The following is a 13827-nucleotide window of genomic DNA, read 5'->3' on the forward strand; positions in this document are numbered from 1 at the left end:
ATCTTATCGTTACGAAGCGCCGAAACGCCCTGCCCGTTCCACAAGCACATCCACCATATCGGTCTTTTCCCAAGTGAAATCCGGATCGTTTCGGCCAAAATGGCCGTAGCAGGAAGTCTTTTTGTAGATGGGGCGAAGCAGCTTGAGATGGCGAATCATGTTGGAGGGTTTAAAGCTGAAGACTTCCCGGACAATCTTGGCAATTTCGTCCGGGGGAACCTTGGACGTGCCAAAACTGTCCACCATCAAGGACACGGGTTCCGCCACCCCGATACTGTAGGCCACCTGGACTTCCACGCGGTCGCACAAACCGGCGGCCACGATGTTCTTGGCCACGTATCGAGCCATGTACGAGGCACTGCGGTCCACCTTGGAGGGGTCTTTTCCGGAAAAGCACCCACCGCCGTGACTGCCTTGGCCGCCGTAGGTGTCCACAATGATTTTTCGACCCGTCAAGCCGCAATCGCCCATGGGCCCTCCAATAACAAATCGGCCCGTGCTGTTGATGAAATAGCGGGTCTTGTCATCGAGCAACTCCGAAGGAAGGACTTTTTTGATGACTTCCTCGATGATCCCTTCCTGAATGGTTTTGTAGGTCACATTGGGCGAGTGTTGAGCTGCTACGACCACGGTGTCGATGCGCACGGGCTTATGGTCGATATATTCGATGGTCACCTGGCTCTTGCCGTCCGGGCGAAGCCAATCTAAGATGCCGTTCTTGCGCGCTTCCGCCAGCTTTCGCGTGATGCGATGGGCGTAGTAGATGGGCATGGGCATGAGCACAGGGGTTTCATTGCAGGCATAGCCAAACATGAGTCCCTGGTCTCCTGCGCCCTGTTCGTCAAAAAGGCCTTCGCCTTCGTTGACGCCCATGGCGATGTCGGGCGACTGCTTGTCAATGGAGGAAATGACCGCACAGGTTTCCCAATCAAAACCCATGGATGAATCATTATACCCGATGTCGCGAATGCATTCCCTGGCGATTTGAGGCAGGTCAACCGATGCGGAGGTGGTGATTTCCCCGGCGATGAAGGCCAAACCAGTGGTCACCAGAGTCTCGCACGCCACGCGGGCTGCCTTGTCTTCGGCAATAATGGCGTCGAGAATGGAATCGGAAATACGATCGGCCACCTTGTCAGGATGGCCTTCGGTTACCGACTCCGACGTGAAAAGAAATCGACTCATGGACATGGTTCTTCTCCCTCCCGTTGATGATTTGCAATTTGTGCCGGCGCCTCGCCTGGTGGGGTCGAGTGGCGCGCGGCACCGCTCCTGACCATTCCTTCCTGCGAGCTAACGAGCCCTCCCGAAATAACCAACTTGAAGGCGTCTTCCACGGAAATCTTCAGCGGAATAACGTCCGTGTCTGGAACCAGGAGGTAAAACCCCGAAGTGGGGTTAGGCGTCGTGGGCAAGAAAACATTAAGAACCCGCTGCTCTGTCATTTTCTGCACCTCGCCCCGCGCCACCCCCGTGACGAATCCCAAAGCATAAATCCCCTGTCGAGGGTATTGAATCAGGACCACCCGTTCAAAGCCTTCGCTTGTCTGCGTAAAAATGGCCACCATCAATTGCTTGACGGCCGAATAGATAGGGCGCACCAGGGGAATTTGGTAAACGATGCGTTCTCCAAAATCCATGATGCGGCTTCCCACGTAGTTTTTGACCAGCAACCCAATGATGAAAATAATAAGCACCACCACCACGATACCCAGTCCTGGAATGGGAAAGGGAATCAAGCGCTTCGGATTGTAAGGCTCGGGAAGCAGATTGAAAATTTTGTCCGAGTTTCGAAGAATGATGCTGATGACGTAAATGGTAAAAGAAAGTGGGACCACGGCAAGCAGTCCCGTAATGAAATAGCCTCGAATGCGATGTCTCAATCCTTTCAAGAGCGACAACTCTGCACCAGCTCCGGCTTCTTGGGTTTGTTGCGTTCATCCAAAAGGACCACGCGCGGCGTGTGCCTTCTGGCTTCTTCCTCTTCGTAATGGGCATAGGTGACGATAATGATGAAATCTCCCGGCGCCCCCATGCGAGCCGCCGCTCCGTTCAAACAGATATCCCCGCCCCCTCGAGGTCCCTCAATGGCGTAGGTCTCAAATCGCGCCCCCGTGCTCACGTTGTAGACCCTCACCTGTTCATAGGGCAGAATGTCGGCCAATTCCATAAGCTGCGCATCGATGGTCAGGCTTCCTTCGTAATGAAGGTTGGCATCGGTCACGCAGGCGCGATGCAACTTGGATTTCATCATGGTGCGACGCATGGCATGTCCTCCCGAAGGTATGGCCACGGGGCTTAAGGCTGAAGCACGGCGTTGTCGATGAGGCGCGCTTGCCCCACGTAGGCGGCCAGTGCCAGCACACCCGGGCGATCCAACGCGCCCATCTTTTCCAGGGTCTCGGCATCCCGCAACTCGGCATAGTCGATGCGAATGCTGGGCCCTTGCGCCAGAATCTTTCGAGCGGCCGAAACCAGGGCTGATCCGTCGCGCTCTCCAGCCTCAACCAGCCGAGAGGCCTCCGCCAAGGCTTGGGACAATAGGCGTGCTTGCTTGCGCTCGTCGGGCGACAGATACACGTTGCGGCTGCTCATAGCCAACCCGTCGGGTTCCCTCACGATGGGGTGCCCGACAATCTCCACGTCCATGGCCAAGTCTTGAACCATGCGTCGAATGGTCAGCAACTGCTGGTAGTCCTTTTCGCCAAAGACTGCCACATGGGGCTTGACAATGTGAAAAAGTTTGGCGACCACCGTGGTGACTCCGCGGAAATGCCCGGGGCGTTTGGCGCCGCACAAGGGACGCGTAACTTCCAGCACCTCCACGTAGGTTTGAAACCCTTGGGGGTACATGTTTTCGACCGAGGGGGCAAAGACCACGTCCACACCCAGCGATGCCATGAGGCCCAGATCTCGGTCCAGATCTCGAGGATAGCGTTCGAAATCTTCTCCCGGACCGAACTGAGTGGGGTTGACAAACACACTGACCACCACCCGGTCGCTTTTTTCCTTGGCGCAACGCATTAGAGCCAGATGGCCTTCGTGAAGGTAGCCCATGGTCGGCACGAACCCGATGACCCGTCCTTCACGACGCCACAGGTTCGCCTGCTGCTGCATCTCGCCAACGGTGTCGATGACGCGCATGGCTTCTCCTTTCTTCGGCTCTTACGGGCTGTTAACTAAAAAAGCCCTCGAGGCCGCTGCCTAGAAGGCTCAAAAAACAACCCTTGACCAATCAACACAACCCCTACGTTACCTGCATCCGTCTCGGTCCTCTGGGGATCCAAGCGGCGGTGCCGGCACCCTCATGGTGCCGCATCCTGCCTATCACGCTCATTACCGAATGTCAATAACCAGTGAGGGTCAGAAGTCCTTCCCTCCCCTGCAGCTTTATCCATCCCCCGCGCAGAGGCTCAGCACCCATGGTCCTTCACGCCGAAGGCTCGAGAGAAAAAAGCCGGGCAGCGGCGGCCGAACATCTCGAGTCAGCCCGTCCACTCAAGGGCCTGAAAAACCTCACTGCACGAATTCCGCGATGACGGAGTTTTTTTCTTTGAGCTTCTGGATGAGATGGTCCGCATGGCGGATCTTCGCCACAGCAGAACGAATAAGGTGAATCCCAAAGATCACCAAAACAAGACAGGCCAGGAGCAAAGGGGTCAGCAGCGGCCAGACCTGAATGACTCGATAGTGTTCGGAGGTGGCAATCAGAAAACTCACAAGACTTAAAGGCAGGGCAATCACAGCAATGCCCGTGCGCAGGAAGGCCAGGGAGGTTCTCTTTTCCGCCAGGAGCAATTGAATCTCATTGATCAGAAAAGCATCCACCTTGTGCTCGGGAGCACCGCCCTCGACAAGCGCCTTCATGGCATCATCCATTTTCGTCAAATGCTCGTCCTGCTTCATCCCCGTAAAAACCCAAACCGACAGCCCTTAGAGCAGCCATGCTCTCCCAACGTGCCTAATACGTTTCCACGATCATCGCACCCGAGATCAGGGAAATCCATCACCCCTCAAGAGTCCGGAGATAGTTTGTCGTTCCGGTCCATCGACCTTCGGGGTTCCGTGAGGTGACCCGCTACGGGCAACGTCCGCCGTGCTCGGGGCAGCTTTCATTTTCAGGCTTCCCCCTGGGCCAAAAAACGGGCGAGATGAGCAAAATCTTTCGGTGTCAAAACCTCCGCTCTCAAGGCCGGATCGATGCCCACCATGCGCAGGGCCGCGCGCAGACTTTCCGCACACAGCCCATGAAACCCGGCAAGGCTGTTGGCCAGGGTCTTTCGCCTCTTTTGAAACGCTGCGTTGACCAGGCGTCGAAGCATGAAAAAGTCGACGCCGCCGAGATCTGCTTCGGACTCTGGAAAATCGATGCGAATCACCAAAGAATCCACCTTTGGCGGCGGATAAAACTGACCGGGTGCGACAGCAAACAGCGCCTTCACGCGCCCATAAAGGCTCAGCAGCACCGACAGAACACCGTAGTCCTTGGACCCCGGAGAAGCGGCCAAACGCCGGCCCACCTCCTTTTGCACCATGAAAACCCCGTGATGAATGGCTCGGCGATGCTCCAAAAGCTGAAACATGAGGGGCGATGTGATCTGATACGGCAGATTGCCCACCAACACCAGTCGACGGCCGGATTCTTTCGCCACGCGCGTCCAGTCAAAACGAAGGACATCGATGCGGTGGACTCGAGCCCCATGACCGCGATGGCGCAGCGCTTCCTCCACGTAGTCGGCCAGTCCAGTGTCCAATTCCACCAGATGCAGCCTGGGGCACAAAGGCAGGAGATGGGCGGTGAGGATGCCCAGGCCAGGCCCAATTTCCACCACCACATCGTCCGGAGAAAGATGGGCCGCTGCAACGATCTTTTCAGCCGTTCGAGGCTGCGTCAGGAAATGCTGGCCTAGCCTTTTTTTGGGTCGTCCTCCGTGGCGTCTAAAGTATTCGTGCGGCGACAGAAAACCGTTCATGGGCCTAAGCCCCGTTTAGCCACCGCGAAACAGCGTCCAGCTGCAGCGGATCTCGCGCAAACCCTCGACGCTGCCACACGCGATAGCCGGCCATGGCAATCATGACCGCATTGTCGGTACAATACCGTATGGAGGGAATGTAAAGGTTCACTCTTCGGTACGCCGCTTCCTCTTGAAGCGTGGCCCGTAGCCGGCTGTTGGCGGCCACACCGCCCGCCACGGCAACATGGCGCACCTGAAAACGTTCCACGGCGGCCATGGTTTTTTCTACGAGCACACCGACCACGGCTTCCTGAAAACTGGCCGCCAGGTCTTCCAGCCGGTACGGCGTTGTAAAGCCTTCTGAAGGCAACCCGTGTTTCTTGACGAAATAGGCCACCGCCGTCTTGATGCCGCTGAAGCTAAAATCCAGGGAGCCCTTTTCGAGATGAGCCTTGGGAAAGGAAAACGCCGAGGGATTTCCGTTTTGCGCCAGCCGATCGATGACCACCCCACCTGGATATCCCAACCCCAACAATTTGGCGACCTTATCGTAGGCTTCCCCCGCCGCATCGTCGCGAGTACTTCCCACGCAACGGGCCGTGCCGTCCGCCCCAACGTAATACAGCGCTGTGTGCCCTCCGGAAACCACCAGACACACTAAAGGCTCGTCTGGCCGTTGGGCATTCACGAACGCGGCTTCCATGTGCCCTTCTAAGTGATTCACGGCAATGAGCGGTTTTTTCATGGCATAGGCCAACCCCTTGGCGGCGCTCAACCCCACCAGGAGGGCTCCGATGAGCCCCGGGCCTTGCGTCACCGCCAGAGCGTCCACATGCCGCAGGGCAACGCCCCCTGCACGCAAGGCTTCGTTGATCACCGGTAAAATATTTTCCACATGCTTTCGAGACGCCAGCTCGGGCACCACCCCGCCATAGGGGCTGTGCACCGCAATTTGGCTCGCTACCACGTCCGAGACGATGTGTCGGCCGTCTCGAACCAAGGCCGCCGCCGTCTCATCACAGGAAGTCTCCACACCAAGAATGAGCATTCCCGTTGTCACCACCTCAAGCCCCTAGGGTGCCTCACCGCGTAGGAACCGGCCCGCTTCGTCCACATCTTCTTGACTGCCCACGAATAAGGGCACGCGATCGTGCAAGGTTTGCGGCTCGATGTCCAAAATGCGCCGCACGCCGTCCGTGGCGGCACCTCCCGCCTGTTCGGCCACCATGGCCATGGGCGCCGCCTCAAACATAAGCCGCAGCTTTCCCGAAGGCTTTTTGGGATCCTTGCGGTCGGCGGGATACATGAAGATGCCACCCTTCAAAAGATTCCGATGGAAGTCGCTAACTAGTGATCCAATGTAACGCGACGTGTAAGGACGGCCCTTGGACACGTCGGGGGTCTTCAGATAATCCACGTAGCGGCGCACACCTTCGTCCCAGTAGTTATAGTTGCCTTCGTTGATACTGAAAATTTTTCCTCGTTTGGGCATGCGTATGTTCTCGTGGCTGAGGAAAAATTCTCCCAACGCTGGATGGAGCGTAAAGCCGTGGACGCCCTGTCCTGTGGTGTAAACAAGCATGGTGCTAGACCCGTAAATGAAATACCCGGCCGCCACCTGTTCCGTGCCCTTGCGTAGCACCTCTTCCAAGGTCACCGGACCGCCCTCGTGAAGGCGACGCCGAATGGAGAAAATCGTGCCCACACTCACGTTCACATCGATGTTGGAAGATCCATCCAGGGGATCCATTAGCAAAATATAGGGGCCGTGGGGAACAGTGGAGGGAATCTCGATAATATCCGCGTCCTCTTCCGAGGCCATGGCACATAACTGCTCAGACTGGCTCAATCGGCGAACCAGCACACGGTGGGCGTAATCGTCTAGCTTTTGCACCTGTTCACCGTAGACGTTGATGTCTCCCGTAAACCCGTAAATGTCGTTTAACCCCGCCTTGTTCAGTTCCCGATTGATGAGCTTTGCGGCCACCACCAACTCGTTAAAAAGGAGGGTAAAGGCGCCTGTCGCTTGAGGCGTCAAGCGCTGCTGGCGAAGAAGATGCTCGGTCACTGTAACGCCCACTTTTTTCCCTTGCATGCCCGCTGCCTCCCTTCTCAGGGTTTTTCGAAAAGCACCCCTTTCCGTTGCCCTCTTTCAGCCCCTCGGGCGTCCGCCCCCCGTCCGACCTTCACTCTTAAAAAACCACCGCCATGGCCGACCTTTCAAAGCACGTGCATTATAGCAGCGAAGCCGTACCGTACAAAGACGTCTTTACGTTATTCCTGGCTTGACATAACGAGGAAGTCGGCTTTAAAAGGCTATGAAACGGTGGCAATCGAAGACCGGACGATCGAGGATGGCGCCATGCCTCAAGAACTCGTGGATGGGTACGCACGACGCGTGGATTATTTGAGGCTTTCTGTCACGGATCGGTGCAACCTTCGGTGCACCTATTGCCTGCCTTCGGAAGGTTTTCACTTTCTTCCACACGAAGACATTTTGCGCTATGAGGAATTGCTGCGGCTGGTGGCGATCGCTTCGCGTCTTGGCATCTCCAAGGTGCGCGTCACCGGTGGAGAACCTCTCGTGCGCAAGGGCATTTTGGAGTTTTTGGGGCGCCTTTGCGCCTTTTCCCAAATTCGGGATGTGAGCCTCACCACCAACGGGGTGCTTTTGGAATCGCTGGTGGAGGGGCTCTGGGCTGCCGGCGTGCGGCGCCTCAATGTGAGTTTAGATACGCTGCAGCCGGCAAAATATGAGGCCATCACCGGGGTCGATGCCTTTTGGAAGGTGTGGCGGGGATTGAGCGCCGTGCTGGATCGTGGATTTACTCCCGTAAAGATCAACGTGGTCGCCATTCGAGGTGTCAACGACGATGAAATTGAGGCGCTGGCCGAACTGACCCGGTCTTATCCGTTTCATGTGCGTTTCATCGAGCTCATGCCTTTTCGGCTGGAAGCTTACGAAGAACGCTATCTTTCGGCCGACGTGATCCTGCAGCGCCTTCGCGCCATGGGAGCCCTTCTTCCGGCCCGTTCGGAAAACGGCAATGGACCCGCGCGGTATTATCAATTTCCCAACGCTCCGGGAAAGATCGGCTTGATCAGTCCCATGAGCCATCATTTCTGCCCGTCGTGCAATCGGCTGCGCATTACGGCCGAAGGGAGCCTGCGAACCTGCCTTTTTTCCGACCGTGACGTGGACCTTCGAGGTCCACTGCGCTGCGGGTGCAGCGATGAAGAAATCGCTGCGTTGATTCTCGAGGCCGTCCAAAAGAAACCGCAACGGCACCACGCCAACGACGCCCCCGTGGCGCACCGCAAGTGCCATTCGCGCCCCATGACTGCCATCGGCGGCTAGCCGCGCGTTGAGGAAGGGACCCGTCCACGCGGTATGCGCCGTAAAACCTCATGGGGTCTTGGACCGCCACGAAGAACATGGCCATGAACGCTTGATGCTCTTTCGGGCGAGTGAAACATTCTTGTCTACGACCGTGGCGTTTTCCTCACTGTGGAGGCCACGGCGAGGCGCGATGCTGGGTCGTGGCTTTCGCCGCCTCTATGGAAAAAAAAGAAGGAGGCGCACACCGAGCCATGCCGTTTCGCGGCGCGCGTAGCTTCCCTACTTCGCTTTTCGGACCACCTGTTCGATGGATCTCGCAGGAACCCTTTGTTCGTGTCCTGTCGCTGGAATGGACCGGAGTGGCTGGTGCGCCGTTGCAGGTGGCCATACAGGCCGCCTCGACGAAACCAGGGACAAAGCCTTGCGCTGAAGGGATCGCGTCCCGGCAAGGCATCGCTGGCCTTTGTAGGCCCCTTGGTGCAGCTGGTGCTCGCCGGTGCTTTAGGCCCCGAATCAGGAGGAATTGCCCAATCTCCCCTGCAGACCTTGCCAGGCCAAGCGGGCCGCTCCGTAAAGAGGCGCCAGGGAACCGAGGTGGGTCCGATAAATTCTGATTTTCGTGGGGTGGAGCATGCGCGGCGTGGTTTTGAGGGTCTCCATGAGGTGCGGGAAAAACAGATCCCAGGCCTCGCTCACCCCTCCCCCCACAATGGCCGTCTGAATACCGAGAAAGGTAAAAAGGTTTCCCAGCGCCAGACCCAAAGCCCAGCCCATGCGCCGAAACAGATCGAGGGCGTGCGGGTGTCCTGCCCGAGCGGCCTTGTCCACGTGTTCCGGTGTGAGAGATTGCGAGGCGATGGCTTCGCGGAGCCACGAAGGCATCGGGCTTCCTTCCTGAAAGGCCTGCGTCATGCCCCGGGTCAAAGCGGATCCCGAGGCGTGAGCTTCCAGACACCCCGTTTGCCCACAGGCGCAGGGCGGCCCGTGAGGGTCCACGATGACGTGGCCGATTTCTCCCACAAAACCTAAGCCATCGCCGAGCCACAGGGAACCGCCGGCCACGAGGCAGCCTCCGACTCCCGTGCCCAGCGTCACGCCGATCCAGTTGGCCGCGTGTCGGCCTTGTCCGGCCCAAAGTTCGCCAAGGCCGAACACATTGGCATCGTTTTCCATAAAGACGGGAATGCCCAAGGCATCTTTCAGGCGAGGCGCCAGGGGAAATCCCGCCATGTTGGGAAGATTCGGTGAAAAGACGACGCGCCCCTCTGGGATGTCAAGCTTTCCGGCAACGCCGAGCCCTACGGCCAGAACTCGGCCTTCGTCTGCCCGCCGCGCCTCCATGAGGTTTCGGCATGCTTGAACGAGGTTTTCCAACAGACTTTCCGGAGGACCGAGGGCTTGGGAGGGCAGACGTTCAAGGGCGTATTTTTCTCCCTTCTCATCAAAGAGGCCCATTTTGATGAAGGTTCCGCCGATATCGACCCCGATGCAGTATGCTTTCCCCATGGACGGTGTTCCCTTTGGAAACGTGCAGGCTATGGATTCTCGCCTTTCTTCGGCCCTCCGTGCACTCACAGGAACGCACAGCCATCCCGACGGCGACCCTGAAGCGAGGGGCGGTGCTTATCCGTTTTTTCTCGCTCGGTCGATCTCTCGATACATCTCCTCGATCACCGGGGCATAGCGTTTCAGAATGATCTTTCGTTTGAGTTTCAGGGTGGGCGTCATCTCGCCGTCTTCCAGGGAAAACTCTTTGGGGATGAGGGCAAAGCGAACAATCTTTTCGTGGGGGGCCAAGCTTTGCGTCAGATCGTCGATTTTCTGCCGGAAAAAGCCGATCATGGCCGGGTGTTTCACCAGTTCTTCTCGGGAAAGCCCTTGAAGGCCTTGTTCCGCCAGGAAACCCTTGAGGTTTTCGAAACTGGGCACCACCAGGGCCGTCACGCACTTTCGGCCTTCGCCCACCACGGCGATCTGTTCCACGGCCGGATCCGCGCCCACCAGGGTTTCAATCATCTGAGGCGCGATGTACTTGCCGCCGGATGTCTTGAAAAGATCCTTAAGACGATCGGTGATGACCAGCTCCCCATAGGCATCAAAGACTCCGGCATCCCCGGTGCGAAAATAGCCGTCTTCGGTGAAAACGGCGGCCGTCTCTTTGGGCTTGTTGTAATAGCCCTTCATCACATTGGGACCTCGGACGAGAATCTCCCTGGTCCGGGGATCGATGCGCACCTGCTGGCCAGGGAGCGGTCTGCCCACGGTGCCAAAGGAAAACCCTTTGGGTTCATGGCACGTGACCGTGGCCGTGGTTTCCGTCAGGCCATAGCCGCACACAATGATCACGCCGACACCGCAGAAAAAGCGTTCGATTTCCGCCGAAAGGGGCGCCCCGGCGCAGGGCATGAAGCGGACTTGCCCCCCGAAAATGGCCTTGAGCTTGGAAAGGACCATGGCGTCGGCCACGCGATGCTGAAGACGCAACCCCACGGGAATGCCCAGGCCGTCCTTTTGGCGCTGAAACACATGGTCGCCTACGCCAAGAGCCCATCGGAACAAGCGACGGCGCACAGGAGGCGCCGCCTCGACCTTTTCCTGCACGGCCCCGTAAATCTTTTCGAGAAGTCTTGGAACCGTGCACATGACCGTAGGGCGCACCTGCCCCATGGCTTCCACCACGAGCTTGGGATCGTCCAGGTAGGCGTTGGTCATGCCCTTGTGAAAAACGTAGTAGGTCCACGTCCTTTCAAAGACGTGGGACAAAGGAAGGAAACACAGGGACAAGTCCGATTCGCCGCACGGCAAGATGCGCTCTTCGTGGGACGTCATCTGATAGAGCACATTGGATTGGGCGAGCATGACCCCCTTGGGGTCGCCGGTGGTGCCGGACGTGTAGATGAGCGTGAGAAGATCTTCCGGACTGGCTTCGCTCAGCCGCCGAGACACCTCCTCGTCGTGGAGGCCTTCTCCCAAAGCCAGAAATGCGTCAAAGGTCATGACCTTATTCCAGGCTCCCTGGTCCTCCCCATCGTCCAGGCTCACCACGGCCTTGATGTGCGGTAGATCTTCCATCACCTGCAGGGCTCGGGTGAGCTGATCCCGAGAACCCACAAAGACTACCTTAGCCTCAGAGTCTTTGAGAATGTAGGCGGCCTGTTGGGCTGTGTTGGTGGGATAGATGGGCACGGAAACCGCTCGAACGTACTGACACCCCATGTCCGCCACGGTCCATCGAGGCTGATTGTGACTCCATATGGCCACTCGATCTTGGGCCTTTACGCCCAGGGCGATGAGGCTTCGTGCGGTCCTTCGAATCGCATCCTCAAAGGAGGCCCAGGTCATTTCCTGCCACTGTCCGTCTTGACGATACAGAAGGGCTCTTTTTTCGCCGCTCCTTTCCGCTCGCTCCCGAAAAAGATGAGAATAGGCTTTCACGGTCAACGTGTCTCTCCTTGCCGCTCGCGCGCGAGATTCAAGGCTCGCCCAGCGTGGCCCAACGCCGGGCTGCTGGGACTTCAGCCTTCAAACATTCAATCGAGCAAAACCCAAGGGCACATAGATGACATAATGGGAAGACAGCACATCAAACTGCAGGGTGGTTTCCCGTTCCACCAGAGAAAAGAGTTCCTGGAGATTTTCCATGGGCTTCAAAAGGGTAAGCAGGCGTTCGACGAGGCCATGGTGAAGATACAAGGGCAACAAAAAGCGGTCCACGGATCCCCGCCACACCACCTGCAAGGCGTTGCGTTCTTCCATGATGTCTTGGTAGATGCGGCGCAAAAGGTCAGAACGTAGCACAGGACACACGCCTCGCGTGACGCATTCCATGAGCCCTGCCAATCGGTAGACACGGCGCATAGCCTTTTCGTCGTTTCGATAGCGAAAAAGCGCCTGCACCGTGTCGTGGGTGCCCCCATCCAACTTCACATGGTTCGGCAGCCACTGAAGGTGCGCATGGCCGGGAACACGGCGGGATTCCAGCCGACGCGACTCGTATTTTACCGCTTCGCTTCGAGCGCACAGCCATGCTGGCCCTGATGCCCATTCTCCCCAGCGAAATTCCATAGGACGGGCACAAATCAAGGTGGACATCTTTTTTCTTTCCATGAGATCGATCAGTTCTGCCATGGTCCCGTCCAGCCCTTACATCTTCGAGGAGATTACGGTAAATAGGGCGTCAAGTCTTCCACGTATTTCGTGATGACCTTGAATCCACGATCACCAAGAATCTGCGCTGCCTTTTCCAGAGATGCCTGATTGACTCTCACAATCAGTTGCCAGAAGTCCTCGAAGCCTTTGAGAGGCAATGTCATGACGCTGCGAATGTTGATGCCGGCCTCTTGCATGGCGCGTCCCACTTCCGCAAGAATGCCGATGCGGTCCTTTGCAATGATAAACATGCGGCCGCTGTCTTCGCTCATGCCCAAAGCCTGCAACAGCACTTCCATGAGATCCGTGGACGTGATAATGCCCACCACTTTGTCGTTTTGAATGACGGGCAGCGCGCCGATACGATGTGCATGAAGAATGCTCGCCGCCCGTTCGATGGTCATGTCGGGAGTAGCCGTCAGGACCTTTTTGGTCATGATGGCTTCGACTTTGAGCTTCTGCAGCACATAGGTCAGTTCATAGACACTCAGGGTGCTTGCCGGGGACGCCCAGGCTTCCTTGAGGTCGCGGTCCGTGACAATGCCTAAAAGACGAGCCTTTCCATCAGTGACCGGCAGGTGCGAGATCTTCTTGGTATTCATGATTTCGCGCGCTTTGAGCACGGGTGTGTCCGGAGAAACGGTCACCAGATTTGTTTTCATGTGCCAACCCACGTACATGTCCGTCACCTCCCTTGTTCCAGCGGATCGAGAAAAGTTCAATCCCCCGCAGCACGGCGCATCCAGGGCTAAAATTATAATCTTTTTTGCACAAATGTTCTAATCTTTTGCATCATGCCTCGAAGCTGTGCAAGGGCGCGGCGTTCATGGGATCGATTTTTGGCCAGACGGGGCTTACTTTAGCGAAAAAGGGAAAGATTCAGGGCAACGGCGAGGCATTCCAAAGACCCATTTCGGCGAAAGGAGCACTCATGGCGCCACGGCATTCATCCAACGTCGACCTTTTCAAAGCCTTGCAGGAAGAGGTGGCCGCCTGGGAGGCGTCCCCTTACTATCTTGCGGAAGACGAACTCTTTGACTTGGAACGCTTTCTCAAAGACCGCGGGGCTGATGATCTATGTTTGCAGCTGGAACAAGTGTACGGAAGGCCGCTGAACATCTCTTTTTGGAAAACCCTGCTGCCTTACCACAAGCTTCGGCGACTGCGCCTGAAAATCAGGCAGGACGAAGCGGAACACGACCGCAAACGAGCGCTATATCTGGAATCCGTGAACGAAGCTCGGCGCACTCTTCGAGAACTCCTTGAAATGCTGGCCGAAGAAGAGAAAAAACCACGCCTTCACCTTGTTCGGCCTCCAGATTCCTCGGACGCTCCCTGAGGTCGCTGGGTCGCGTGCCATAGATAGATTGTCGAAGGTTGAAA

At 57.1% G+C, this 13827-nt stretch carries 14 protein-coding genes; 2 read left to right on the forward strand and 12 right to left on the reverse strand.

Annotated features, from left to right (window positions below; translation table 11 throughout):
* Positions 1-9 precede the first annotated feature (9 nt).
* From metK to fbp, 8 genes are all read right to left on the reverse strand, one after another.
* On the reverse strand, positions 10-1191 hold the full coding sequence (metK, locus tag EDC27_RS03805) for a methionine adenosyltransferase (RefSeq protein WP_123289287.1): 1182 nt from the start codon (positions 1189-1191) through the stop codon (positions 10-12).
* A complete protein-coding gene (locus EDC27_RS03810) occupies positions 1182-1892 on the reverse strand; it encodes a DUF502 domain-containing protein (protein WP_211334768.1) in 711 nt (236 codons plus the stop codon). The genes metK and EDC27_RS03810 overlap by 10 nt, the downstream gene beginning before the upstream one ends.
* The gene (panD, locus tag EDC27_RS03815; RefSeq protein WP_123289289.1) at positions 1889-2266 is read right to left on the reverse strand and encodes an aspartate 1-decarboxylase; all 378 of its coding nucleotides are present in this window, start codon (positions 2264-2266) and stop codon (positions 1889-1891) included. The genes EDC27_RS03810 and panD overlap by 4 nt, the downstream gene beginning before the upstream one ends.
* Before the next feature lie 32 nt (positions 2267-2298).
* Positions 2299-3144 carry a pantoate--beta-alanine ligase gene (gene panC, locus EDC27_RS03820; RefSeq protein ID WP_123289290.1) on the reverse strand — a complete coding sequence of 282 codons (846 nt, stop codon included), beginning with the start codon at positions 3142-3144 and terminating at the stop codon, positions 2299-2301.
* 372 nt (positions 3145-3516) lie between these two features.
* A complete protein-coding gene (locus EDC27_RS03825; protein WP_123289669.1) occupies positions 3517-3867 on the reverse strand; it encodes a DUF202 domain-containing protein in 351 nt (116 codons plus the stop codon).
* A 251-nt stretch (positions 3868-4118) separates the two neighbouring features.
* The gene (rsmA, locus tag EDC27_RS03830) at positions 4119-4973 is read right to left on the reverse strand and encodes a 16S rRNA (adenine(1518)-N(6)/adenine(1519)-N(6))-dimethyltransferase RsmA (RefSeq protein ID WP_123289291.1); all 855 of its coding nucleotides are present in this window, start codon (positions 4971-4973) and stop codon (positions 4119-4121) included.
* Positions 4974-4977: 4 nt separating this feature from the next.
* A complete protein-coding gene (gene tsaD, locus EDC27_RS03835) occupies positions 4978-6003 on the reverse strand; it encodes a tRNA (adenosine(37)-N6)-threonylcarbamoyltransferase complex transferase subunit TsaD (RefSeq protein ID WP_123289292.1) in 1026 nt (341 codons plus the stop codon).
* A gap of 24 nt (positions 6004-6027) precedes the next feature.
* Complete coding sequence (gene fbp, locus EDC27_RS03840) at positions 6028-7050, reverse strand: class 1 fructose-bisphosphatase (protein ID WP_123289293.1); 1023 nt, start codon at positions 7048-7050, stop codon at positions 6028-6030.
* Positions 7051-7317: 267 nt separating this feature from the next.
* On the opposite strand from fbp, the gene moaA reads away from it, so the two are divergent.
* Positions 7318-8313 carry a GTP 3',8-cyclase MoaA gene (gene moaA, locus EDC27_RS03845; RefSeq protein WP_123289294.1) on the forward strand — a complete coding sequence of 332 codons (996 nt, stop codon included), beginning with the start codon at positions 7318-7320 and terminating at the stop codon, positions 8311-8313.
* 495 nt (positions 8314-8808) lie between these two features.
* Here the strand turns inward: moaA and EDC27_RS03850 are convergent, their stop codons facing one another.
* The 4 genes from EDC27_RS03850 to EDC27_RS03865 form a co-directional block, all read right to left on the reverse strand.
* The gene (locus EDC27_RS03850) at positions 8809-9801 is read right to left on the reverse strand and encodes an ROK family protein (protein ID WP_123289295.1); all 993 of its coding nucleotides are present in this window, start codon (positions 9799-9801) and stop codon (positions 8809-8811) included.
* Positions 9802-9918: 117 nt separating this feature from the next.
* Positions 9919-11730: an AMP-dependent synthetase/ligase gene (locus EDC27_RS03855; RefSeq protein WP_245994288.1), complete on the reverse strand. Its 1812-nt coding sequence runs from the start codon at positions 11728-11730 to the stop codon at positions 9919-9921.
* Between the two features lie 87 nt (positions 11731-11817).
* Positions 11818-12423, reverse strand: a complete 606-nt coding sequence (locus EDC27_RS03860) for a hypothetical protein (RefSeq protein WP_123289297.1) — start codon at positions 12421-12423, stop codon at positions 11818-11820.
* Between the two features lie 32 nt (positions 12424-12455).
* Positions 12456-13124, reverse strand: a complete 669-nt coding sequence (locus EDC27_RS03865; protein ID WP_123289298.1) for a CBS domain-containing protein — start codon at positions 13122-13124, stop codon at positions 12456-12458.
* Between the two features lie 251 nt (positions 13125-13375).
* Between EDC27_RS03865 and EDC27_RS03870 the strand changes: the two genes are divergently transcribed.
* Positions 13376-13783: a hypothetical protein gene (locus tag EDC27_RS03870; RefSeq protein WP_148045676.1), complete on the forward strand. Its 408-nt coding sequence runs from the start codon at positions 13376-13378 to the stop codon at positions 13781-13783.
* Positions 13784-13827 lie beyond the last annotated feature (44 nt).

This window comes from Desulfosoma caldarium (genome assembly GCF_003751385.1).
GTDB lineage: Bacteria > Desulfobacterota > Syntrophobacteria > Syntrophobacterales > DSM-9756 > Desulfosoma > Desulfosoma caldarium.